Annotated in this window: 19 protein-coding genes, 1 pseudogene and 1 riboswitch; of the genes and pseudogenes, 17 read left to right on the plus strand and 3 right to left on the minus strand. The window is 44.1% G+C overall.

Annotated features, from left to right (window positions below; all coding sequences use genetic code 11):
* Positions 1-19: 19 nt before the first annotated feature.
* Positions 20-1,792: a methyl-accepting chemotaxis protein gene (locus AC0YN7_RS19880; RefSeq protein WP_475811768.1), complete on the minus strand. Its 1,773-nt coding sequence runs from the start codon at positions 1,790-1,792 to the stop codon at positions 20-22.
* A 462-nt stretch (positions 1,793-2,254) separates the two neighbouring features.
* On the opposite strand from AC0YN7_RS19880, the gene AC0YN7_RS19885 reads away from it, so the two are divergent.
* The 4 genes from AC0YN7_RS19885 to AC0YN7_RS19900 all read left to right on the plus strand — a co-directional run bounded on the left by AC0YN7_RS19885 (position 2,255) and on the right by AC0YN7_RS19900 (position 5,241).
* A complete protein-coding gene (locus tag AC0YN7_RS19885) occupies positions 2,255-2,992 on the plus strand; it encodes an ABC transporter ATP-binding protein (protein WP_475811769.1) in 738 nt (245 codons plus the stop codon).
* Between the two features lie 5 nt (positions 2,993-2,997).
* Positions 2,998-3,762, plus strand: a complete 765-nt coding sequence (locus AC0YN7_RS19890) for an ABC transporter permease (protein ID WP_475811770.1) — start codon at positions 2,998-3,000, stop codon at positions 3,760-3,762.
* 91 nt (positions 3,763-3,853) lie between these two features.
* A complete protein-coding gene (locus AC0YN7_RS19895) occupies positions 3,854-4,318 on the plus strand; it encodes a divergent PAP2 family protein (RefSeq protein WP_475811771.1) in 465 nt (154 codons plus the stop codon).
* A gap of 128 nt (positions 4,319-4,446) precedes the next feature.
* Positions 4,447-5,241 carry an alpha/beta hydrolase gene (locus tag AC0YN7_RS19900; protein WP_475811772.1) on the plus strand — a complete coding sequence of 265 codons (795 nt, stop codon included), beginning with the start codon at positions 4,447-4,449 and terminating at the stop codon, positions 5,239-5,241.
* Positions 5,242-5,809: 568 nt separating this feature from the next.
* Here the strand turns inward: AC0YN7_RS19900 and AC0YN7_RS19905 are convergent.
* Positions 5,810-6,829 carry an N-acetyltransferase family protein gene (locus tag AC0YN7_RS19905; protein WP_475811773.1) on the minus strand — a complete coding sequence of 340 codons (1,020 nt, stop codon included), beginning with the start codon at positions 6,827-6,829 and terminating at the stop codon, positions 5,810-5,812.
* A gap of 312 nt (positions 6,830-7,141) precedes the next feature.
* On the opposite strand from AC0YN7_RS19905, the gene AC0YN7_RS19910 reads away from it, so the two are divergent.
* Both AC0YN7_RS19910 and AC0YN7_RS19915 read left to right on the plus strand, forming a co-directional pair.
* Positions 7,142-8,884 (plus strand): ABC transporter ATP-binding protein, encoded by a 1,743-nt coding sequence (locus AC0YN7_RS19910; RefSeq protein WP_475811774.1) that lies wholly within the window; start codon positions 7,142-7,144, stop codon positions 8,882-8,884.
* 12 nt (positions 8,885-8,896) lie between these two features.
* Entirely contained in the window at positions 8,897-10,666 is a 1,770-nt protein-coding gene (locus tag AC0YN7_RS19915; RefSeq protein ID WP_475811775.1) for an ABC transporter ATP-binding protein, read from the plus strand.
* A gap of 116 nt (positions 10,667-10,782) precedes the next feature.
* On the opposite strand, the gene AC0YN7_RS19920 is transcribed toward AC0YN7_RS19915, so the two are convergent.
* Positions 10,783-11,628 (minus strand): bifunctional 5,10-methylenetetrahydrofolate dehydrogenase/5,10-methenyltetrahydrofolate cyclohydrolase, encoded by an 846-nt coding sequence (locus AC0YN7_RS19920; protein ID WP_475811776.1) that lies wholly within the window; start codon positions 11,626-11,628, stop codon positions 10,783-10,785.
* A 62-nt stretch (positions 11,629-11,690) separates the two neighbouring features.
* Positions 11,691-11,769: riboswitch (ZMP/ZTP riboswitch) on the minus strand.
* A gap of 246 nt (positions 11,770-12,015) precedes the next feature.
* On the opposite strand from AC0YN7_RS19920, the gene AC0YN7_RS19925 reads away from it, so the two are divergent.
* From AC0YN7_RS19925 to AC0YN7_RS19975, 11 genes and pseudogenes are all read left to right on the plus strand, one after another.
* The gene (locus AC0YN7_RS19925) at positions 12,016-13,740 is read left to right on the plus strand and encodes an ABC transporter ATP-binding protein (RefSeq protein WP_475811777.1); all 1,725 of its coding nucleotides are present in this window, start codon (positions 12,016-12,018) and stop codon (positions 13,738-13,740) included.
* Positions 13,741-13,744: 4 nt separating this feature from the next.
* The gene (locus AC0YN7_RS19930; protein WP_475811778.1) at positions 13,745-15,484 is read left to right on the plus strand and encodes an ABC transporter ATP-binding protein; all 1,740 of its coding nucleotides are present in this window, start codon (positions 13,745-13,747) and stop codon (positions 15,482-15,484) included.
* 117 nt (positions 15,485-15,601) lie between these two features.
* A complete protein-coding gene (locus AC0YN7_RS19935) occupies positions 15,602-15,943 on the plus strand; it encodes an ArsR/SmtB family transcription factor (RefSeq protein WP_475811779.1) in 342 nt (113 codons plus the stop codon).
* A 1-nt stretch (position 15,944) separates the two neighbouring features.
* The gene (locus AC0YN7_RS19940; protein WP_475811780.1) at positions 15,945-16,244 is read left to right on the plus strand and encodes a hypothetical protein; all 300 of its coding nucleotides are present in this window, start codon (positions 15,945-15,947) and stop codon (positions 16,242-16,244) included.
* A 45-nt stretch (positions 16,245-16,289) separates the two neighbouring features.
* Positions 16,290-16,568, plus strand: coding sequence for a hypothetical protein (locus tag AC0YN7_RS19945; protein WP_475811781.1), 279 nt, complete (start codon positions 16,290-16,292; stop codon positions 16,566-16,568).
* Positions 16,569-17,367: 799 nt separating this feature from the next.
* A pseudogene (locus tag AC0YN7_RS19950) lies at positions 17,368-17,560 on the plus strand (IS5/IS1182 family transposase); the annotation flags it as partial.
* A 503-nt stretch (positions 17,561-18,063) separates the two neighbouring features.
* Positions 18,064-19,704, plus strand: a complete 1,641-nt coding sequence (locus tag AC0YN7_RS19955; RefSeq protein WP_475811782.1) for a peptide ABC transporter substrate-binding protein — start codon at positions 18,064-18,066, stop codon at positions 19,702-19,704.
* Between the two features lie 121 nt (positions 19,705-19,825).
* The gene (locus AC0YN7_RS19960) at positions 19,826-20,761 is read left to right on the plus strand and encodes an ABC transporter permease (protein ID WP_475811783.1); all 936 of its coding nucleotides are present in this window, start codon (positions 19,826-19,828) and stop codon (positions 20,759-20,761) included.
* Between the two features lie 3 nt (positions 20,762-20,764).
* On the plus strand, positions 20,765-21,709 hold the full coding sequence (locus AC0YN7_RS19965) for an ABC transporter permease (RefSeq protein WP_475811784.1): 945 nt from the start codon (positions 20,765-20,767) through the stop codon (positions 21,707-21,709).
* 33 nt (positions 21,710-21,742) lie between these two features.
* The gene (locus tag AC0YN7_RS19970; RefSeq protein ID WP_475811785.1) at positions 21,743-22,744 is read left to right on the plus strand and encodes an ABC transporter ATP-binding protein; all 1,002 of its coding nucleotides are present in this window, start codon (positions 21,743-21,745) and stop codon (positions 22,742-22,744) included.
* Positions 22,741-23,697 carry an ABC transporter ATP-binding protein gene (locus AC0YN7_RS19975; RefSeq protein ID WP_475811786.1) on the plus strand — a complete coding sequence of 319 codons (957 nt, stop codon included), beginning with the start codon at positions 22,741-22,743 and terminating at the stop codon, positions 23,695-23,697. Before AC0YN7_RS19970 ends, AC0YN7_RS19975 begins: the two co-directional genes overlap by 4 nt.
* The last annotated feature ends 239 nt before the right edge of the window (positions 23,698-23,936 follow it).

A 23,936-nucleotide genomic window follows, 5' to 3' on the forward strand; every position in this document is an offset into this window, starting at 1 on the left:
TATTAGGGTGGTATAAGCTTTAAACAGACTGTTTGAACTCCTTAGGGCGCACCTGAAACTGATTAAGCAGCTTTTGAAGCTCTTCTGACAAAGCAGTCAAATCTGTGGAAGAGTGAACAATCACATTCACTGTTTCCTTCTGCTCTTCTACGGATTGAGCGATTTTCGAGCTGTTCAGTGCTGTAACTCCAACGGACTCGGACAAATTTTCCGATGTTGCGGTTAGCTCTTGCGTACCGGCTGACAGCTGCTCCGTCGAGCTGGAAACCTCTTGAATCTGATGCGTAACGTTCTGGGTTGCCTTCAAAATTTCACTGAGCAGCTGTCCCGTTGCATCCGAGATAAGCAGCCCTTCACGAACTTCATTTGTACCTTGCTCCAACGCCCGAACGGCAATTTGGATTTCCTCTTGAATTCCTTTCGTAAGCTCTGAAATTTGACTTACGGAACGATCCGACTGCTCAGCCAATTTGCGGACTTCTCCGGCTACAACCGCAAAGCCTTTGCCGTGCTCACCTACTCTTGCCGCTTCAATAGCAGCATTAAGCGCGAGCAGATTAGTCTGGCTGGAAATCCCTCTAATAATAGAGACAATATCCTCAATTTCCTGGGACCGGCTGTCCAACGACTGCATCGCATTCGCAGACTGGCTGACAAAGGTCTGAATTTGCTCCATTTGGGTTATAACCTGCTTGACGATCGTATTTCCTTCTATAGACTTCTTCTCCATGTCATACGCTTCTTCCGCTACTTTGGAGGAATTATCCGCAATCGTCTGGATAACAGATGACAGCTCGGACATCGCTCTTGCACTATCCACGGATATTTGCTCTTGACCAGCGATTCCATTCGTAATTTCCTGAATGCTGTTTGTGATCAGCGTTGTATTCTTACTGTTCTGCTCGGATATCTCATGCAAATTTTTAGCGGAATTCGTTACGGCATACGAAGTATGCTGAACTTGAACCATCGCATCGTTAATACGCTGGACCATTTCGTTGAACTTTTGATTGACCATACCTAGATCGTCGTTTCCGGTCTTTAGCTTGATATTCAAGTTGCCATCCCTGACCTCGTCAATGCCTCGTACCAGCTCTTTGATAGGATTAAGCGTCCGGCGTGTCATGAAATACTGGAAAATGAAAATAAGGACCAGGAAGACAGCCATAATGCTAATGCCGTTAATAAGAAGCTTATGCAGGCCTGCCGGGACGGCGCTTGCATCTACATCGGCAGCAAAGAACGCGAAGATCTTTCCTTGCTCATCAGCTATCGGGTAAAGAATGGATGTCCAGGTCCCAAAGCTGTCGCTATAGAAGCTGGTAAAGGTCGGCTTCCCGGTGTCCAGCATTTTGGCAACTGCAATCGCCATTGTCTTCGGTTGCTCATACATATCCCCGACGCCTACGTTTTCAGCTGAGAAAGCTTCAACAAGACTTGTCGGCATCGCAACAACGGAGGTTTGAAGACCTTCTGTCAGTTCCGTGCCAAATATGTAAGCTTGTGCAATATTAGGATTGTATTTATGAATGAGGTCGAACTTCGCCTGAAGCGTGGCTTGTGCCTCTCCTTCGTAGCTCTTCTGGCTGACAGCCTGTGAAACTACTTTAGGGTCGATCTCAATAGCCCACTCATGGGTAATTGCCGTAATTTGCCCGCGCAACTGCTCAATGAGAATACTCTTCTGTAACATATAACTGGAAGTAATTAAGATGGTACCTATTAGGACAATGTTAATGCAGGCTAACAGTAAAGTTTTGGTGAAAAAGGACATTTGTTTCATTAATTTCATAAGTCAGCGCTCCTTGTTAATATTTCTATGTTGATGAATAGGTGAATCTATTGGTTTCATTAACACACTCCTTTTCCATTTACAAGATTCCATAATAACCATATTGAATTATTATAAATTTGTTACGATTACAAATTTAGACATATACTATTTAATAATATCGTACTTTATTGTCCGAATATGAATAGTATTCCTGAAAAAACAAGTAGGAATTTACTAGAAAAACATATTTTTGTGGAAAAATCATATTTGATCATAGGTAATTATGACTATTATCTAGGTCACGAGACTCCTATCCGAACTTCTGGTACCTTTCTGGCGGCGGTTGGTTTGCTGTCAGCCTTTTCGAGATGTCCGCGAAACGAACTCACGCAGCAAAGGACGGTAATAGCCGTTTACGTTTATTCATAAACAACCGCATTAGAGCTATAATATTTATGGAAATAGAATGGAGGACGGCCTGTGGAGCCTATTTTACATATGCAGCAGCTTAGAAAGAATAGGGAGGGTACAAACTGCAAAGCTTTGTTTTCCAATATAACAACTGAAATTATGGAGCCCGCTATCATAGCTTTACTAGGCGTATCTGGTCAAGGAAAAAGCACATTGCTGCGTATTCTTGCTTCCTTGGATCACGCTGATGAAGGGGAAATTCACTTAAAAAATGTATCGCAATGTGATATGGATCCTAGAAAGTGGAGGATGAAGGTATGTTATGTAGCACAGCAGTCAGTGATGCTTCAAGGGAGCATCGAGCATAATTTGAGGACGGTCAGCTTGCTGCACAGAATTCCTTATGATGACAAGCTCGTGAATTTTCTACTGCCGCGCTTAGGGCTAGAGCATTTGGATTTAAGCAAAAACGCAGATGATTTATCGGGAGGAGAAAAGCAGCGTGTCTCTCTGCTTCGCGCTTTGCTGCTTCGCCCAGAGGTACTGCTGCTCGATGAAATTACAGCATCGCTCGATGGAGGCAGCAAAGTAATGGTCGAGCAAGTACTACGAGAGTGGCATCATCAAGAAGGAACAACGATAATTTGGGTTACGCATGATATCGACCAAGCAAGGAAAATGAGTGATATCGTGTGGTTTATGGGGGACGGAACATTGCTGGAGAACTGCGCAACTGATGAGTTTTTTGAAAATCCGTCAACCGAGCTTGCTCGAAATTACATACAAGCCCCGGTCCTTAAGGAGTAACCGCCATGTCTATCTTAGCTCTGAGCTTCACGCTATTATTTGTTATGATTACGATGTTAGTATCCGTTTGGCAAAAGCTTGGCCTTGAACGTGATATCGCCATTGGAACGATACGATCAGCGGTACAGCTACTGCTAGTCGGCTATGTATTGCAATTTATTTTCAATACGACAAATCCTATATTTATAGCGATGATATTAATTGTTATGATCGCTGTCGCTTCTTTTAACGCTGGGAAAAGAGGGAAGGGTCTAAAGGGCATTGTATGGAAAATCGCGATTGCGATTACTTCGACGGAGCTCCTTATGATGGGACTTCTGCTCGGATTTCGGATTATTGAAGCAACGCCGCAATATATTATTCCAATTAGCGGAATGACGATTGGTAACGCGATGGTGGTATCGGGCTTATTTCTGAATCAAATGAGACGAGAGGTCGATGCCTCAAGGGGAGAGATTGAGACGCTGCTTTCACTAGGTGCTTCAGCAAGACAGGCCATTCAGGATGTCATGAAGAGATCGGTCAAATCAAGCATGATCCCGACGATTGACGGGATGAAGACTGTTGGGCTCGTCCAACTCCCAGGAATGATGACTGGAATGATAATTGCGGGAGCAAATCCGGTTGAGGCGGTTCGCTATCAAATTCTAATCGTGTTTGCATTCGCTAGCTCTGCTGCTGTAACGAGTATTATTTTAAGCCTAATCAGCTATAAATCGTGGTTTACGAAGGAATTGCGAATTCAAAATATGGGGAATGAACAAGTTTAGCCCTGCGCTCCGTTATAGTTCTAAAAGGCATGGTTCCTGTGGAATCGGGCAAACTAACGTGAGAGTAAAAACGGGAGGTTGAACGTTTGTCATGAACAGAGGATTAGGAACAGCAATCGCCGCCGTAGGCGCAGCGCAGCTGCTAAAGCTGCCATTGCATAAAGCGAAGTCAGGGAAATGGGATGCCAGCAAAATATTCGAATCAGGCGGGATGCCGAGTTCGCACTCTAGCGGCGTATCGGCGTTAGCTGTCTATACAGCAACTAGGTATGGCAGAAAGACTCCAGAATTCGCAATAGCAGCCATGCTCGGAATTATTGTTATGTACGATGCAATGAATATTCGTCGATATGCGGGAGAAACCGCTATTCGTGTAAATGACCTTGAAGCTGATGTAGAGAAGCTGACGGGTGATCGTCTTGGCATTGATCATAGCAGGCGAAGTAAGCGACTCAAGGAAAGATTGGGACATCAGCCGAGTGAAGTCGTCGCTGGCTCATTGCTCGGTGCTGTTATTGGTTTTATTGGGGCCATTACCGTGAAGAAACGCTTATAAACTGTAATGTGCTTAAACTCACTTACATTTTTCTAGATGCATTTGATTGTTCTATAGCAAGAGCTTATGACTTAGCTATATAATAAAAAAGGATGTTTTTCTAGATACTGTATTGGGAGGGATAAAGTTTGAAGGAAATTTTGTTATGGCCAAATGGAGCGCCTGGCGCGAATGGCGATACAGATGAGGATTGTCCCGCGATTACGCCTTACTTGGTAGAGGGCGTAAATCGTCCAGTTGTCGTTGTATGTCCGGGCGGGGGCTATAGTGGACGTGCGCCCCATGAAGGGGAACCGATTGCAAAATGGTTAAATGGGCTTGGTATTTCAGCATTTGTGCTTCGTTACCGAGTGGCCCCTTATCAATATCCGTACGCATTGCTTGATGTGCAGAGAGCCATTCGTACCATTCGACATGAAGCAAGCCGTTTTCGAATCAATCCGGACAAGCTAGGTGTGCTAGGTTTTTCTGCTGGCGGACATTTAACGGCGAATGCAGGTACCAGCTATGATAGCGGAAATGTAGAAGCGGCAGACTTGATTGAGCGTCAGTCATCTAGACCTAATCTTCTCGTACTGTGTTACCCTGTAATCACATTAACAGATCCTTTTACTCATACCGGTTCTAGAGATAATCTGCTTGGAAAAGAAGTGAAGCAGGAACACATTGATCTGCACAGTCCTGAGAAAAATGTAACGGAAGATACGCCGCCAACCTTTTTATGGCATACGTCAGATGATGCGGCTGTTCCAGTTGAGAATAGTCTGATGTTTGCTTCCGCGCTTAGTAAGCATAAAGTAAAGTTTGATCTACATGTGTATACAAAGGGACGCCATGGTTTAGGACTCGCTGATGATGAAGCGCATACAATTGGATGGGTAGACGCTTGTGCTTCATGGCTTGCTTTTAATGATTTTAAATAAATGGATCTCATAAAAAATAATAAATAGAGGATGACTCCTTTAAATGAGCTGTGACCGTAAAGGATGGACACTTGAAAAAGAGTTCGTCATGTGGGTCACAGCTCAGTTGCTAGCTATGTGGTCAGTCTTTTCGCCAATTATAGAATAGAATGCATCGGACAAAATCGAGCTCGAGCATTCAACGCGTGCGAAATCTGAAACCAACAGTTATTGTAAAATATGAAAGCTTACTTTTCATATTTGACTGTATATCATCCAATCTAACTCTACATATTAGCGTCGTATTTAGCCCAGACTGTATTTCATCCAAGCTAGTCGTCCATTTGACATACAAAGGGCTAATAACCACCTTTTAGATTGGATCTTTTCCATTCAAACACATAAAAAATGAAAGTAATCGGTTTTTGATTGTACAAAATCCACTCTAATCTCCTAACCTAGCCCATTAAGTTCGTTGAATATAACGATTGTTAATCGGATGCCCTTTCTGCAACTCCCCGATCGTTCCCATTATGTACATAAACATGGCATGGAGGAACAGGATGATACTTTGGCATTTTTGTCTACGTTATCGTTGCGCAGCCGCTAAGTGCGACACCTCTTGAAGCTGAGCTGTTATCCGGTAATTTCCCCGTAATGGCTCATAGCCTAAGCGACGATTGATTTTAAGAATGGGCTCATTTGTAGATTCGTTATCTGTACGGATATATGCAGCATTATGTTGTTTGGCAAGTTGTATAGCCTTTAACTTTAATGCTAATGCGATTTTTCGACCGCGATATGCTTTGCTGACACCGGTATATTCATGATACATCCCGTTACTCAGCTTATTATGAAGGACATTCGTTACACCTACAAATTTATCGCCATCCACCGCTAGGATAACCTGGTTTGGCGCATAACCATCAACCTGTAAGTTCCATTTTCGCCATTCATTAATTTCAGGAACCTCACCGGTATACCCAGGAATGTCGACGAGTGTTTCTTTGTAAAGCTCGTAAAGCTTCCGTTCATTCTCTTCACCGGGCTCATCCGCCAGCGTAGTGAATCGGAGACCTCCCTGTTCCAACGTATAGAAAACGTCATCGTTTTGTGTGCGGTCCTGGCTGACTCGATCAAGCTCCAGTACAGACTGAAAATAATGTCTATCCGTAATAAATCCTCTATGATCGGCAAAATGCAGCGAGCTTTGGCTATCGTCCCATACTTCTGATACTAGTGTTGTAGCTCCAAGTGCACCTCCCCAGCTAATAATCTCAGCAAACAGCTGTTGGCCAACTCCTAGATTGCGGTACTGCTCTGCTACGACAAGTGTATTGTTGAGATGACCTGGTTCTGTCCAAGGCGCCCGCCAAGACCAAAGGTAACCGACGATCTCATCCTGCTCCGTAACGGCCACCCGTCTGAGACGGTCATATCCTGCGAGTAGTCCATTATCATCCTTATAAGTATGGCCAACTTCGTATAATTTGGCATCGTCTTCCTCGAGCCGCTCTGCCGTATAAGGCTCCGACCAGTGTGTGTTCAACAGCTTTGCTAAAGCAGCATAATCATCCGGCAGCCGTAAAGGCCGCAATGAAATGGACATGCCAGCACCTCTTCTCTATAATCATTAGTTTATTCGGTGTCATTTGTTTCCTTTATTATGACGTGGAGCTCTAATCAATTGATATGGAGAAAATGGATATAGGGGAACTTTACTGAATGAGATCTGGAGGTTTAGATAGGGCTAATAAAATATGGAAGAGGAATTATCAGTTATAGCTTTTCATTACATAGACGCGGGTCGGAAGAAAATGTAAAATAAGAAATGTGTGTATAGTGGTAGTCTGTGTATTTGCGTAAGTGTAAGTGTAAGTGTAAATGTAAATATGCAAAGTGAAGGGAAGAGGGGAATGGCATGTCATTTATAACTCGATTGAGATGGTTCTTCAAAGATAGATGGAAAAGTTATGCGTTTGCTATTGGGTTAATGACGATAGTCAGCCTCTTGTCAACGATACCCCCTAGATTAATCGGTATTACGGTAGATCAAATCGGTCATGAGGAGCTAACCTCCTCAGGCTTAACGCAGACGGTGTTATTGTTGATCGGTCTAGCTTTGCTGCTTTACGTGCTCGTTTATTTATGGATTACTACACTATTTGGCAATTCGGTTCTCATTGAGAAGGTACTGAGAGGGAAGCTGCTTGCCCATTTGACGAAAATGACACCGGCATTTTTTCAACGGAACAGTACAGGGCAATTAATGGCGCTAGCTACCAATGACGTTCTTGCGATTGGGCAAACAGCAGGCTATGGAGTTATGACGCTCGTTAATACGCTCGTTGGTGCTTCCGTTGTTATCGTGATGATGGTTTCCTTAGTCAGCTACAAATTGATGCTCGCCGCACTCATACCGCTTCCATTGCTTGCGATAGTTATTAGTCGTTTAGGCAAAAAAGTAAGATTTCGTTTTCTGGATGCTCAAGCCTCCTTTGGCCAAATGAACGAGCATGCACTAGAGTCAATTTCCGGTATTCGCGTAATTCGTTCCTATGTGCAGGAGGAGCATGATCTGTTAGCGTTTGACAAAGTAACTTCCAATGTTATGAACAAGAATAAGCGAGTCTCAATTCTAAATGCGCTGTTTCAGCCGATCATTTCGTTAATCGTCGGCGTGAGCTATACGATCGGACTTGGATATGGAGCTTATCTTGTTTTTGAAGGAGAAATATCGCTGGGGCAGCTCATTTCCTTTAATATGTATTTGGGAATGTTGATCTGGCCTATGATCTCCTTCGGTGAATTTATTAATGTTCTGCAGCGCGGGAGTGCTTCGGCTGATCGTCTTGATACGGCGTTAGCTCAGAATCCGGATGTAGAGGATGAGGCGAATCCCACTCAGGTGGAAATTCCGACCCGAATTGAAATGAGAAAGCTGACCTTCACGTATCCGACGGCGACCCAGCCTAGTCTTGCAGACGTATCCTTCAGCTTAGAACGAGGTCAAACGCTAGGGATTGTAGGGAAAACTGGGAGTGGGAAGAGCACGCTGCTGAAGCAGCTGCTGCGCCAATATCCAATTGAGGACGGGAAACTATTGATAGCAGGCGTTGCGGCTGAGCATATTGCGCTGGATCAAATGAAGCGTTGGATTGCATATGTGCCGCAAGAGCATCTGCTGCTGTCCAAGTCGATTAGAGACAATATCGCGCTCGGCAAGCCGGATGCGACAGTGCCGGAAATAGCTAGGGCGATCGAAATGGCCTCTTTTACCGACGATATTGCAGCGATGCCAGAGGGACTGGAAACGGTTGTCGGTGAAAATGGCGTTATGTTATCAGGCGGGCAAAAGCAGCGACTGGCGATCGCGAGAGCATTGCTCGTTGATTCTGAAATATTGCTGCTTGATGATTCCCTCTCGGCTGTAGATGCGAGGACAGAAAGCCGTATCCTTCATCATATTCGTTTGGAACGCGAGGGGAAGACTACATTAATTACTACGCACCGTCTTTCCGCAGTAAGTCACGCTGATTGGATTGTTGTATTAAATAATGGACGGATCATAGAAGAAGGGACCCACAACGAGCTTATGCTGTTCGGTGGCTGGTATAAGGAGCAGTGGGAACGTCAGCAAATGGAAGCCAGTCTAGAAGAGTGAGGAGGTAGAAGAATGCCTAAGCAATCAACGGCGAGAAGATTAATCTCATACGCTCTCGTATATAAATTCAGAATAATCGGCGCGCTGCTTATTCTATGTTCCGCGGTAGGCGCGGAGCTGGCTGGTCCTTTTATTATCAAGACCATAATCGATTCGCATTTATATAAAAATACAGGTGATCTCAATGCGGTTTTATTATTGCTTGGTTTATATATGGGGCTGCTAGTTGTAGCGAGCATCTGTAATTTTACGCAATCCTATATGCTGCAATCAACTGCTCTGCAAATTATTAAAAACATGCGTATGGACCTCATGAAGCATATACAACGCATTCCGCTGCGTTATTTCGATAATACGCCAATCGGTCAAATTGTATCGAGAATTGCCAATGATACGGAAGCTGTGCGAGATTTATTTATGAGCTTTATGGCGACCTTCGTTGTAAGCTTTGTACAGCTGCTTGGTATTTTCATCGCGTTGTTTATTTTGGATATGCGGCTGGCGCTTTTCTGCTTATTGCTGCCGCCTTTATTTGCGCTGATCATGGTCATCCATCTGAAGTATTCGAAGAAGTATATTACGATCATGCGCGCTAGACTAAGTGATATGAACGCGATGATCAATGAGTCCATAGTCGTCATGCCAATCATTCAAGCGTTTCGCCGAGAAAAATTGACGTTGAAAGAGTTTGAAGTATTGAATGAAGATCGTTATATCAATCAAATCAAACAGTTTAGAGTGTTTTCTCTGTCATCTCGTAATATAGTTGGAACTATAGGAAGCTTGGTTACGGCATTGGTCATTTGGTATTTTGGCGGCCAATCCTTGCAAGGTGTCATTCAATTAGGTGTATTTTATGCGTTTATTGAGTATTTAGGGCGTATCTTTCATCCGATAATCGGCATTTTTGATCAATTGACGAATGCGCAGAGAGCGTTTGTTTCCGCTGAGAAGGTGTTTGCGATATTGGATATAGACGGTGCGGAGGTTGAGAAGGTCGATCAAGTGAAGCGTCCGGATGGGTCCGTGAAGTTCGATAAAGTTAATTTTGCGTATAAAAAAGGCGAAAATGTGCTGAAAGGTATTTCGTTCGAGGCTCGTAAAGGGGAGACGGTCGCGTTAGTCGGACATACAGGCTCTGGTAAAAGCTCGATTATGAATCTGCTCCTTGGCTTTTATGAACCGGGTGAAGGCAAAATTACAATTGATGACCGGGATATTACGACCTATTCTAAGCAAGCGCTTCGCAAGCATATGGGTATTGTTCTTCAAGATCCTTATCTATTTGCTGGAGATATCAGCTTCAATGTGAGCTTGTACAATAAGGACATATCGCTTGAGCGTGTGAAGAGCGTGCTTCGAGATGTTGGCGCAGCAGAATTCATAGAACAGCTGCCCGGCGGCTATGAGGAGCCGGTCGTAGAACGAGGAAGCACGTTATCCTCTGGACAAAGACAACTTATTTCCTTCGCTAGAGCGCTTGCTTTCGATCCGTCCATTCTTATTCTGGATGAAGCGACAGCCAGCATCGATAGTGAAACGGAAGGCTTAATTCAGAAGGCGCTGCAAGTTGTCAGTGAAGGCCGTACGACCTTAATTATCGCGCATCGATTGTCTACAATACGCAATGCCGATCAAATTCTTGTCCTGCATCGCGGCGAGATCGTCGAACGAGGCAATCACGAAACGCTGATGGCGCTCGAAGGCAGGTACTACAAAATGTATCAGCTGCAAAAAGGGGAAAAGGCTTCTTCGGCGAATGAGCCGATAATCGCGAAATGAGGGGCAGAAGCGCCTAGTACAAGTGCCCCTGAATCCGGCTGATGAGCCTATAATCTCCTTAAATTTAAGAAAAGTCGTTCAAGGAATTTGACCTGAACGACTTTTCTTTATATCTCTTATACGAGCATTGATTTCTCAGCAGCATCAACCGTGTGCTTGAGCAGCATAGCGATAGTTACAGGGCCAACACCCGCAGGTACTGGTGTAATGGCGCTAGCCTGCTTGAGGCATGCCTCATAATCGACATCACCTACATTCCCTTCATTATACCCAGCATCAAGCACGACAGCTCCAGGCTTGATCCAATCGCCTTGAATTAATTTCGGTTTGCCGACAGCGGCAACGACGATATCACCGAGACGAACGATATCCGCCAAATTTTCTGTTTTGGAATGGCAGGTCGTTACGGTTGCATTTCTATTCAATAACATGAGAGAGACTGGTTTTCCGAGTATCGGGCTGCGGCCAATGACGACGGCGTGTTTCCCTTCAGTCGGAACTTGATAGTAATTGAGTATAGTCACGATTGCCGCTGGCGTACAGGATGGATAGCTTGCGAATCCAAACGCATTTTGGGCGAAGCCTAAAGTAGTGACGCCATCGACATCCTTATCGATACTAATCGCGTCAAATGCTGCCCGTTCATTGATTTGATGTGGAACCGGATGCTGTAATAGGATACCGTGCACGAGTGGATCATCGTTAAGCTGGCGAATAACGGCTATCAAGTCTTCCGTTGAGATATGTTTATCCAATACAATTCGCTTGGATTCAATGCCAAGACGCTTACAAGCATTTCCCTTCATACGAACATAGGTTTCGGAAGCCGGATCATTGCCTACTAGAATGGTAGCCAAACATGGGATCGTCCCTTTTTCGGCGAGAGTCGCAACTCTCGTTTTAAGCTCCTCTTTGATAGAAGCAGCAACACGCGCACCGTCTAAAATAAGTTTTTCTGTCATCTTCTAACCCAGCTCCCTCGAATGTTATTGGAAAACATAAAAAGGCAAGAGGAATGTCCCCTTACCTTTGCCCAGGCGTACGGCTGAATATCTGCGCGCTCCCTCATGGTTACCCATGTTCCGCCAGTGACGCGCAGTTTTTTATTTGGTAATTATATGGTAGCAGTATTAGCGCAAAATAACAATGAACATGCTATAATTTCTCTAACAAGGGGGAGCCTGAAGGGCTGCCCTCTGCTTGTTTTAAAATATAAGAGAGATAAGCTTCGCTTTATACTTTGCTTATATTTAACCACGAAATGAGCTTGCGCTGCCAAGAGCCGCGCAAGCCGTTTATGCTTCTGGGTACAGATTTCATAAATTACTAGGTAATAGAGAGGTGATTATTTGTTAAAGCTTACTAGATTTTTGAAGAAGTATTGGTTTGCAGCTATGCTGGGACCACTGTTTATGCTGCTTGAGGTATGTCTGGATATGCTCCAGCCCAGGTTCATGGCGAGTATTGTGAATGATGGTATTATTGCTGGGGATTTAGAGTCTATCTTTCAAACTGCGCCCAAAATGCTGGTGGCGGCTATATTAGGGTTATTTGCAGGTGTTGGCTGCACCATTTTCGCGACGATTGCTGCGCAAAGCTTTGGGGCGGATCTAAGACAGGAGCTGTTTCAAAAGATTCAGTCCCTATCACTTCGTACGTTAGATCGTTTTGGATCAGGTTCAATTGTTACTCGGTTGACTGGAGATATCACGCAGATTCAAGGCTTAGTGCTGATGCTGCTGCGAACTTTTGCTCGTGATACGTTTATCATTATTGGCAGCTTAGTTATGGCATTTACGATCAGTCCGCGTCTATCACTTATTTTATTGGCGATGATTCCGCTGCTAATTGCTTTTCTTGTCATTACTACGCGTATCACGATACCGCTCTTCTCGAGTATGCAGCTGAGACTGGATCAGGTGAATACCGTTATGCAGGAAAATTTATCGGGTATTAGAGTGGTGAAAGCTTTCGTACGATCTGATTATGAGGAAGAACGGTTCAACCACACGAATACGAATTTACTTCAGGCCAGCGTTAAGGCTGCCAAAATAGTGGCATTAAATACGCCAATTATGTCTATTATTCTTAATTTCAGCATTGTTGCCGCGCTATGGTACGGGGGGATGCTTTCTGCAGAGGGATCATTGTCTGTCGGCAACCTTGCTGCTTTTCTTACTTATATTACACAGCTTCTATTTTCTACACTTGGTCTAGGCAATCAATTGATGACTATATCCCGTGCTAAGGCATCGGCGAATCGTATTAATGAAGTGCTTGCTGTGACAGCTGATAAATCAGAGGCGCCGCTGATGGGGACCAGTGCTACTAAAGTGCGTGAAGGACGGCTGGAATTTCAGCATGTGAGCTTTAGCTATGATGGAGATATGGAGAAAGCTTTGCTGCGGGACATTCATTTCACAGCCGAGCCAGGTGAGACGATTGGAATTGTTGGTGTGAATGGAGCAGGAAAATCGACATTGGTCAGCCTAATCCCGCGCTTTTATGAGGCAACTGCGGGTGTAATTCGTATTGATTCACATCCTATTAAGGATATTGATCCTATGGAGCTTCATAGCCAGGTTGGGATGGTGCTTCAGCAAGCACTGCTCTTCAGCGGAACGATTCGAGACAATATTAGCTATGGCAAGCCGGAAGCTAGTCAAGCGGAAGTAGAGGAGGCAGCAAAGGCTGCTGAGGCGCATGACTTCATTATGAAGCTGGAAAAAGGTTATGATACTGTACTTGGGCAGCGAGGAGTCAATTTGTCAGGCGGTCAGAAGCAGCGGATATCTATTGCGCGGACGCTGCTGCTGAAGCCGAAGATCGTTATTTTAGACGATTGCACAAGCGCAGTCGATTTGAATACAGATATGCTCATTCGAAAATCGCTGCAAACCATTATGAAAAACAGCACATGCCTGATTATTGGGCAGCGAATCGCATCCGTAGAGCAAGCTGATCGTATTATTGTGCTTGAGAATGGTCAAATAACGGCGGTCGGCACACATCTGGAGCTGCTAGGACAGAGTAAGCTGTACCAGCAAATTGCCTTATCCCAGCAAGGAGCGTAAGCGTATGAATCATACTTTTTCGACATTAAAAAAACTTGGGCGTTATTTATTTAAACAGCGGAATAAGCTCATTTCGGTCATAATACTTACTGTTATTGCAGCAGGTTTAACATTAGCTGGGCCTTATTTGCTCGGAGTAGCTTTAGATGATTATATTATTAAACAGAAACAAGATGGACTGTTTCAGCTCTGCCTTCTAATGATTGGCGTGTACGCTGCTGGCAGCTTTATAGGCTGGCTGCAGGCGTTTCTATTGGCCGATGTGTCGCAGCGAACAGTATGGAGCCTGCGGAAAGATTTGTTCGCTCATTTTCAAAAGTTGCCTATTCCGTTTTTCTCCAGCAAAAATCACGGAGAGCTGATGAGCCGCACTACGAATGATATCGATAATGTCACGAATACGCTCAATCAAAGTCTCATCCAAATTATTTCGAGCGTCATTATGCTCTTAGGTTCCTTTACGATGATGTTATTTTTGAATGTTTGGTTGACGTTGGTTGCACTTGTCGTTATTCCGCTTATCGTATTTGTTTCCAAACGAATTGCAAGGATTACGAAGCGTCAATTCCAAGGGCAGCAGCAGGAGCTTGGCGGACTGAATAGCTTTATCGAGGAGACAGTGACCGGTAAGAAGGTGGTTGCCTTGTTTCATCAGGAAGAACGGTTGGCCAGGCAGTTTGGCGAAGTGAATGCCAAGCTGAAGAAGGTTGGGATCAAAGCCCAAATCTACGCGGGAACAATGGGTCCATTCATGAACATGTTCAGTCATATCAGCTATTTGATTATTGCGAGTGTCGGCGGCTGGCTGGCATTGCGTGATTTAGCTACCGTCGGTGTCATTATCAGTTTTCTCGGATACTCTAGACAATTCAGTGGACCTCTTAATGAAATAGCTAATCAATATAATATGATTCAATCCGGAGTCGCAGGGGCGGAGCGGGTGTTTGAAATTATGGATATTCCTTCGGAATACGAGGAATCGGATACTATGAATCAGGCGCAAGCTATAGCTGGCAAAGTGGAATTTCGTAATGTTCATTTTGAGTACAATACAGGAACAGCGGCATTGAGAAATATAAGCTTTACAGCAAAGCCGGGCGAGACAATAGCGTTAGTCGGTCCGACGGGTGCTGGCAAGACAACAATTATTAATCTACTCGGACGTTTCTTTGAAATCAATGAAGGACAAATACTAGTTGACGATGAGGATATAAGCCGGATTGATAAAAATAGTCTTCGCCGTCAGCTTGGCATTGTGCTGCAGGATGCTCATCTCTTCGCAGGCACGATTAGAGACAATATTCGTTATGGGAAGCTCGAAGCATCCGATGAAGAGGTAGAAGCGGCTGCTGTTCAAGCGAATGCGCATCCTTTTATATCCAAGCTGCCGGATGGCTATAATACAAAGCTAGCAGCCGAGGGCGGCAATGTCAGTCATGGGCAACGGCAGCTCATTACGATTGCCCGTGCTATTCTTTCGGATCCTGCACTGCTCATATTGGATGAGGCTACGAGCAGTGTCGATACGCTGTCCGAAATTCAAATCCAAGAAGCTATGAAAAAGCTTCTTAACGGCAGAACAAGCTTTGTCATCGCCCATCGTTTAAGTACGATACGGAATGCGGATACGATTCTGGTCATTCAAGCTGGCGAAATCGTAGAGCAAGGAAATCATGAACAGCTGCTTGCAAGCAGAGGGTTATACTATCAACTGCATGGGAATCAATTTTTGCAGAAAGCTTAATAATGATTTGAATATACAAATGTTTACAATACCTTACACCTGTAATATTATTATTACAGGTGTAAGGTTTTTGTCTAGAGTAAATATGAAAATGGTCATGAAGTGGAGTAGTTGCTTATGAACGGAACAGGGGATGAATGGCTGTATATGTTTGAAGCCTTAGCCAATCCTCATAGGTTACGCATTATTGCTGCATTAAAGGAAAACCGGAAGTACGTAAGTGAACTGGCAAGAGAAGTGCAAATGAGCAGACCGCTGCTTTATTTGCATTTGCAACGGCTGGAGATCGCTGGATTGGTATCAGGAAGCTTGGAGCTGTCCGAGGCTGGCAAATCGATGAAGTACTACGAGTTGAATCCATTTCAATATGATGTAACAGCTGAGTCGATCTCAGAGGTGGTCAAGTCACTCACGATCAAATCGAAGTTGGAGACTCGCAGTTCGAAGGAGGAAGAATGATATGAGTATAAATGTGGCATCCGTCCTTTTTACGACAATTTCTTTTTTTATTGTACTTGGCATAATTGCTTTGATTACCGTTTCAATCATTGTCCTAATAAGAAAAGGAAAACAATCGAGGCCTTCACAGATATCAAGCTCGGCGGAAATCGCTAGAGATGAGGAATATCGCAGATTAGCAGAAAGCTCTTACCTAATCCAACAAGAGCTGAAGGAAGGGCAGGACAAAATCCATGAAGAGCTGACACAATTACGCTTGCGTATAAATGGTATGGAGAAGCTGCTGCGCGAAGTGGAGTAGAGTTGTGGTACAATGGGATCACTTACAAATAGGAGATGACTAACGATGACTGAACAATTGAACGAGCAAGAGCTTGTGGAATACATAGCAGGCGAAACAAAAGCAGACGAAAAGCTGATTAAGCTAGTATTAAAGCATGAACAAACCTTCATCGGCAATGCGAAGGAAGATAAAAACGGCGAGGTAGATATCGATGGCGATGAGCTGGTTGATTACGTGCTAAGCCGTCCTGACGTAAAATCCAATGAGTTGATCGTAGAGTCGATTTTGGACGCGGAAATGGATTATTTGATGGAAAAGGGACTTGCCGGCTACGTCGACTAGTACCCCTGAATGAAAAGACTCATGCCTCACGATGGGGCATGAGTCTTTTTGCTAGAAGCGTACATGTGTGAGCGAGCAATAATGCTTTAAGCAGTGGTGGAGGTCAAACTTTAGTGAAACAGTCGATACGAAAATTAATTATTGATGTAGTATATATACTATTAGGAATTTTTACTATTCTGCTAATGGTATTTAGTGGTAAATATTCACTGGCAATATTTCCGGCTATTGTAACATTATTATTTGTTGGACTCCTGGTGTTTCACATTAAATCATTCAAGAAAACCAAATAGGGACATGAAGAAAAAGGATCTGCTTAAGTGAATGATCACTGAAAAAGTTCATAGCATTAAAACAGGGTACCCTTCCTCGGTTTTTTGATGAAGAGTACCCTGTTTTTACAAAATAAATATTGCCTTGATAACGGCCGAAAAGCAGTGCCTCCCATTTGAATGTTTAAATATGGCTCAACCTAAAAATCAGCGTTCGACAGAAAATGAGATCAGCCTACTCTACTCTACTTTTTTCTTCTGTTGTCGTATTTGACTGTATTTTATACAACCAACTCCACTTCAAAAACGTTGTATTTGTCCCAGACTGTATTTCATACAAGCTAATCGCCTGTTACGCAGATAAAGAGCTTCAAACAACCTATTTGATTGTATCTTTTCCATTCAAACACATTGAAACATGGGAATATAAGCTGTTTGAATGTATGATATCCATTCTACATGCGGATCTATCCCACTTATATGCCTTGAAATACGCATACGAAAGCATGATTCAATCAGAAATCACCAAAGCGGGGTGTTATAAAGAAGGATCAATGACAAAATCGTATTCGATAAGCATCAAATGAACAGAGCTTAGCGAACTAAAAATAGACACAGTATGATGTGGCATCTTCCTCGGGTTTGATTGGCATGCACATGCAATGGGCGATGACCATATTCGCTGTTAATCTCAAAAGAATATTGACACTTATGAAGTGAAAAAGATAGAGAAGAAAAATAGGCTGCTTACCATTCAGAATAGAATGGTAGACAGCCTATTTTAATATAAATTCGATTCACAAGATTAATACACAGGTTTTTCAGTGGCCACCTTAAGTGAGCGGATCCTTTTTTTGTGCGCTTAATAAAAGTGATTTAAAGCAAATATGCATTAATGCTTATGTGTTGTAATGCAAATACGTATTAATGCATTAAAGCTTTTAACGGAAAACGGAAAGTATGCCTATACATATATAATTTCAATGTGGACAAATAAAAACATAAGTCGAAAAGTTTTGCATATATTTTTACAGAAAAAATACTTGCTGACAATTGTATAAATGTGGATATGAATTATTGGTATCAACATGTACTGCATTGTCTAGCGAAACTTATATTGACCCCTATTTGGGTATCAATATTTATTACATTGTTTATTGCAATTCATCTTAACCCATTCTAGTAGTTTTAAAAAATTATTTAAAAAGTGGGAGTTGATGTATGTGAAAAAGAGATTGAAGAAGCCAGCTCAATTTATGTTGGTTCTAGTAATCGCGTTCAGTATGTTGTTGACAGCTTGCACAAACAACGGAGGAAAATCACAAGATCCTCAAGAGTTCCGTTTCACTCTAGGAAGTGAGCCTCCAAGCTTGGATCCTGCTACAATGACGGATGCTCAGTCCAGTATCGTAGCTTCGGGTTTGTATGAAGGGCTGACTCGTCTGAACACAGACGGAGAGCCTGAAGCTGCAATCGCAAAAAAATGGAAGATTTCCGAAGACGGAAAAACTTACACGTTCACTTTGCGCGACGATGTGAAATGGAGCAATGGCGACCCTGTCACAGCTAACGACTTCGTATACTCCTGGCAGCGTACGCTTAAACCGGAAACGGCTTCTGATTATGCATACATGCTTTATTACCTTGAAAATGCAGAAAAAATCAATAAAGAAGAAATTACTGATCTGAATCAGCTGGGCGTTAAAGCTTTGGACGAGCACACATTAGAAGTAAAGCTGTACACTCCGACTCCGTACTTCATCAGCTTAGTTTCCCACTACACATACCTCCCGGTTCACCAAGCAACGGTTGAAGGCAAGCCCGATTGGGCTGCAGAAGCCAACACGATCGTATCTAACGGGCCGTTTCTCCTTAAAGAATGGAAGCATGAGGATAAGCTTGTGCTTGAGAAAAACCCAGAATACTATAATAAATCCGCAGTTAATTTCAGCAAAGTAACGATTACGTTAATTAATGATACAAATACGGTATTCAACCTGTTCGAAACGGATAAAATCGACTGGATTGGCGCTCAAGCAGGCTCTGTTCCTACTGACAGGACACCTCAACTTGTTAAAGATAAAAAAGCAAATATCAAAACAGTCGCTTCGACATACTACTACCTGTTCAACACGACGAAAGCACCTTTCAATAACACGAAGATACGTAAAGCCTTCGCAATGTCCGTTGATCGACAGTCATTGATCGACAATGTTACAAAAGCGAATCAACAGCCGGCATTCGCACTAGTACCGCCAAGTATCGCTGGCTTTGATGGAAAATCCTATCGTGAAATGTTTCCAGACACGGACTACTTCAAAGAGAACATAGAAGAAGCTAAGAAGCTTCTTGCAGAAGGCTTGGCTGACAGCGGTTTGACGGCACTTCCTGAAATAACTCTGCTCTACAACACAGATGACGGCCATAAAGCGATTGCGGAATCTATCGTTGACATGTGGCGCAACAACCTGGGCGTTGAGGTGAAAATGGCCAATCAAGAATGGGGTACATTCCTGGAGTCCAGAAAAGCCGGTCAATTCGATATTGCACGATCCGGCTGGGGAGCGGACTTCAACCATCCGATCAACTTCACATATGACCTGATTCACCCGTTGTCCGGCAACAATGACGGCAAATACAACAATCCAGAAGTAGGAAAGCTGCTTGACGAATCTCTACAGACTACGGATATCAAAAAAGGATTGGACAAAATTGCCGCAGCTGAGAAAATTGCATTCGCGGACGACATGGGCGCATTGCCGCTATACTACTACACGACAGTTACGATGGTCAAAGATGGATTTAAGAATGTAGTATCCGATTATTCTGGTAATTTGGATTGGGTGTTCGGCAGCAAAGAGTAGGTTACTCATTATTGGTTATCTATAGCAGCTAACTTAGAATAACTGGTTTCAGAAGGGTATATATAGTCTCTATATATACCCTTTCGAAATGCTATTAAAGATATAGAGAGTGGGTGATCTCTTGGTCCGCTACATATTAAGCAAATTTATGTTTATGCTGCTTTCATTGTTTTTGCTTATCACAGCAACGTTTGCTCTGATGAACGCCGTTCCTGGCAGTCCGTTGCAATCAGAGAAAGCGACAAGTGAGCAAATTCAGAAAAATTTGAAAGCGTATTACGGATTGGACAAGCCGCCTATCGTCCGATATGGAATCTATTTGAAAAACCTTGTTCAGGGCGATTTGGGCATTTCCATGAAGAAAAAGTTTCAGTCTGTCGACAAAATGATTGCAGACTCCTTCAGCTATTCGTTGAAGCTGGGACTGTCGGCCATTGTTACGTCTGTTGTCGCAGGAAGCGCATTGGGTATTATTTCTGCAATGTATTACCGCAAGTTTTTGGATAACCTCGCAATGATCATTGCCGTAATCGGTTTAGCCATCCCTAGCCTGGTCGTGGCGCCGTTACTGCAATATGTATTTGCGGTTAAGATAAGGGTTTTTGAAGTAGCAGGGCTTAATGGCCCTATGGATTACGTATTGCCGACCATCGCCTTGTCGGCTGCTCCAATCGCATTCATCGCAAGATTGCTAAGATCCACCATGATCGAAGTTCTAAGTGCGGATTTCATTAAAACGGCCAAATCCAAAGGGCTTTCCGGATATGTGATCGTCATGCGACATGCGCTGCGCAACTCCATGCTGCCTGTTGTTACGTACTTAGGTTACCTTACGGCTGGGATTATTACAGGATCTGTAGTCATTGAAAAAATTTTCGGTATACCGGGAATCGGAAAGTACTTTGTTCAGAGTGTAACAGATAGAGATTATCCATTGATTATGGGCATCACGATTTTTTATGCCGTTATTTTGATGGTAACCCGTTTCTTGGCCGATATCGCTTATGTGTTCGTTGATCCGCGAATGAGGGTGTCCGGCGGAAAGGTGGGGAAATAGATTATGTCGAGAAGAGTGGACATCAATTCAGTGGGCAATCTTGATCCAGGAATGTTTAAGAAGATTAAGCGGGAGCATGTCGGCGGGGAAGAGGTTGGACGCAAGAGCCTGACCGCTTGGCAAGACATTAAGATCAGATTGATTAGCAACAAGCTGGCCATGACCGGCTTTTGGATAATTGTAGTCATTATGCTTTGCGCCATCTTTGTTCCTATCATATCCCCGAACGATCATTATACGACCGAGCTGACGAATACGAACAAGCCGCCGAGCATGGCACATTGGTTCGGTACCGACGATCTTGGCCGTGATCTACTGGAGAGAACGTGGATGGGAGCTCGAATATCACTGTTCGTTGGTTTAGTGGCCGCTTTAATTGATTTGATTTTCGGAATCATCTATGGAGGCATTATGGGATATTTCGGCGGCAAAGTGGATGAGATTATGAATCGTTTTTCAGAAGTTTTGTATGCGATTCCATATCTTCTTGTTGTTATCATGCTGCTGGTGGTCATGGATCCAAGCTTATTGACTATTATCATTGCTATGTCGATCACGGGTTGGATTAATATGGCTTGGATTGTACGAGGTCAGATCATGCAGCTCAAAAATCAGGAGTACTCCCTTGCATCCAAATCGCTTGGTGCTAGCGCGATGCGAATTATTTTCCGTCATTTAATTCCGAATGCGATGGGGCCGATTCTCGTTACGTTGACGCTGTCGGTTCCAAGCGCGATCTTCACTGAAGCGTTCCTCAGCTTCCTTGGACTTGGTGTTCAGTCGCCGATCGCTTCTTGGGGAACGATGATTGACGACGGAATCCGCGCGATGACGATTTACCCATGGAGACTGATGTTCCCGGCATTCTTCCTGAGCTTGACGATCTTTGCCTTTAATGTATTCGGTGACGGTCTTAGGGACGCGTTCGATCCGAAGCTGAAAAAATAACAACCAGTTTAGCTGAGAGGAGGTTAAAGCTTAATGAAGACCTTGCTGGAAGTGAAAGATTTGAGTGTATCCTTCGATGTATACGGCGGCGAAGTGCAAGCGGTCCGCAACGTGAGCTTCGATGTGAAGAAAGGGGAAGTCGTTGCGATCGTCGGTGAGTCCGGCTCAGGGAAGAGTGTAACGGCTCAATCGATTATGAGGTTAATTCCTGCTCCTCCTAGCAGGATCAAAAGTGGCTCTGTCTTGTTCGAAGGGGAGGAGCTGCTAACCCTATCGGAGAAAGACATGCAGAAGGTGCGCGGCAACAAAATCGGTATGATCTTTCAAGATCCTATGACATCGCTAAATCCTACGATGACAGTTGGCAATCAGATTATGGAGGGGCTAATCAAGCATCAGAACCTAAACTCGGAAAAAGCGAGGGTAAGAGCAATTGAAATGCTCCTTCTTGTCGGAATACCTAATCCAGAATCCAGGGTTAAGCAATATCCTCACCAATTCTCTGGAGGCATGCGTCAGCGAGTTATGATTGCGATTGCGCTGGCATGCAATCCTTCCTTACTAATCGCAGATGAGCCAACGACGGCGCTGGACGTTACGATTCAAGCGCAAATTATGCGCGTCATGAAAGAATTGCAGGAGAAGATGAGCACATCAATTATTCTAATTACGCATGACCTAGGTGTCGTTGCTGACGTATGCGACCGAGTCATCGTCATGTACGCGGGCCGGATAGTGGAGACAGGCACAAAATGGGAGATCTTCCAGAACCCGCAGCACCCGTATACGCGCGGTTTGCTCCGCTCCTTGCCTCGCCTTGACCGGAAGAAGGACGAACCTCTCATTCCAATTTCTGGAACACCACCGGATCTGATTCAGCCGCCAGCAGGCTGCAGCTTCTGTGCGCGATGCGAAGAGGCAATGGAAGTATGTGTGGAGAGCGATCCTGATCTGCATGGTATCAAGGGAAGTGAATCTCATGCAGCAGCTTGCTGGATGCTGCATTCGGGCGCGAATCGGGAGGTGCCGGCATGACTTCACCATTAGTTCAAGTCAACGATCTTCGCAAATTTTTCAATCTTGACAAAGGAAATATTCTTAAAGCAGTGAATGAAATAAGCTTCTCCATCGCAAGGGGTGAGACTGTAGGTGTCGTTGGCGAATCCGGCTGTGGGAAGACGACAGCTGGCCGCACAATCATGCGTCTATATGAGCCGACAAGTGGTGGTGTTACGTTCGATGGCAAGGACATCTACAAGCTGCGCGGCTCAGAGTTAAAGTCTCTGCGCCGCAATATGCAAATGATCTTCCAGGACCCATATGCGTCATTGAATCCTCGAATGACGGTCACGGACATTATTGGAGAGGCGCTGGACATTCACAATTTGGCGGGTAGTCGTACCGAGCGCAGGCGCAAGGTAGAAGGCTTGCTAGATATGGTCAAACTAAATCCCGAGCATGCGACTCGTTATCCACATGAGTTCTCTGGTGGCCAGCGCCAACGGATCGGTATAGCGCGTGCGCTAGCGGTAGATCCGAAGTTTATTATAGCCGATGAGCCGATTTCTGCGTTGGATGTGTCCATTCAGGCGCAAATCGTCAACCTGCTGCAGGAGCTTCAACGGAAGATGGGACTGACTTATTTGTTCATTGCTCATGACCTGTCCATGGTCAAGCATATTAGTGATCGCGTAGCGGTTATGTATTTGGGTAAAATTGTAGAGTTGGCGGATAGCAGCGAGCTTTACGACAATCCTCGCCATCCTTACACGAGAGCTCTTCTGTCCGCGATTCCAATACCGGATCCGCAAGTGGAAGCGGAGCGTGAGCGCATAGTGCTGAAGGGTGAACAGCCGAGCCCGATTAACCTGCCGAAAGGCTGTCAGTTCCATACACGCTGCCCTCAAGTGACTGAGAAATGCAAGGTGGATGAGCCGAAGCTGCTTGAAGTGAGTAAAGGCCACTATGCTTCTTGCCATTATGCGTAATTCAAGATTCATTGCAGTACCCAGCAAGTACGGATCTGGGTCATACCATATTAAGCTTTATTGGGCCAACCAGTACTTTCTGATTGGTCCTATTTCATATTTTTAGAGGATTAAAGTTGCTTAGTCAAACACGCCTACACGTTTAACTAAGTCGATAAATCTTTTAACTGAATTTTTTTATTTTGTGATTAGAATCCCGTTTTTTGAAAATTTCTTTTTTTATGATAAAATTATTAAAT

Source organism: Paenibacillus sp. J31R122, assembly GCF_056269185.1.

Excerpts from the sequence above, each read along its gene's own strand:
- AC0YN7_RS19910 (WP_475811774.1), top strand. The coding sequence starts at position 7,142 with ATGTCATTTATAACTCGATTGAGATGGTTCTTCAAAGATAGATGGAAA.
- AC0YN7_RS19970 (WP_475811785.1), top strand. The coding sequence starts at position 21,743 with ATGAAGACCTTGCTGGAAGTGAAAGATTTGAGTGTATCCTTCGATGTA.
- AC0YN7_RS19905 (WP_475811773.1), bottom strand. The coding sequence starts at position 6,829 with ATGTCCATTTCATTGCGGCCTTTACGGCTGCCGGATGATTATGCTGCT.
- AC0YN7_RS19945 (WP_475811781.1), top strand. The coding sequence starts at position 16,290 with ATGACTGAACAATTGAACGAGCAAGAGCTTGTGGAATACATAGCAGGC.
- AC0YN7_RS19920 (WP_475811776.1), bottom strand. The coding sequence starts at position 11,628 with ATGACAGAAAAACTTATTTTAGACGGTGCGCGTGTTGCTGCTTCTATC.
- AC0YN7_RS19935 (WP_475811779.1), top strand. The coding sequence starts at position 15,602 with ATGAACGGAACAGGGGATGAATGGCTGTATATGTTTGAAGCCTTAGCC.
- AC0YN7_RS19880 (WP_475811768.1), bottom strand. The coding sequence starts at position 1,792 with ATGAAATTAATGAAACAAATGTCCTTTTTCACCAAAACTTTACTGTTA.
- AC0YN7_RS19895 (WP_475811771.1), top strand. The coding sequence starts at position 3,854 with ATGAACAGAGGATTAGGAACAGCAATCGCCGCCGTAGGCGCAGCGCAG.
- AC0YN7_RS19915 (WP_475811775.1), top strand. The coding sequence starts at position 8,897 with ATGCCTAAGCAATCAACGGCGAGAAGATTAATCTCATACGCTCTCGTA.
- AC0YN7_RS19930 (WP_475811778.1), top strand. The coding sequence starts at position 13,745 with ATGAATCATACTTTTTCGACATTAAAAAAACTTGGGCGTTATTTATTT.
- AC0YN7_RS19975 (WP_475811786.1), top strand. The coding sequence starts at position 22,741 with ATGACTTCACCATTAGTTCAAGTCAACGATCTTCGCAAATTTTTCAAT.
- AC0YN7_RS19965 (WP_475811784.1), top strand. The coding sequence starts at position 20,765 with ATGTCGAGAAGAGTGGACATCAATTCAGTGGGCAATCTTGATCCAGGA.
- AC0YN7_RS19890 (WP_475811770.1), top strand. The coding sequence starts at position 2,998 with ATGTCTATCTTAGCTCTGAGCTTCACGCTATTATTTGTTATGATTACG.
- AC0YN7_RS19940 (WP_475811780.1), top strand. The coding sequence starts at position 15,945 with ATGAGTATAAATGTGGCATCCGTCCTTTTTACGACAATTTCTTTTTTT.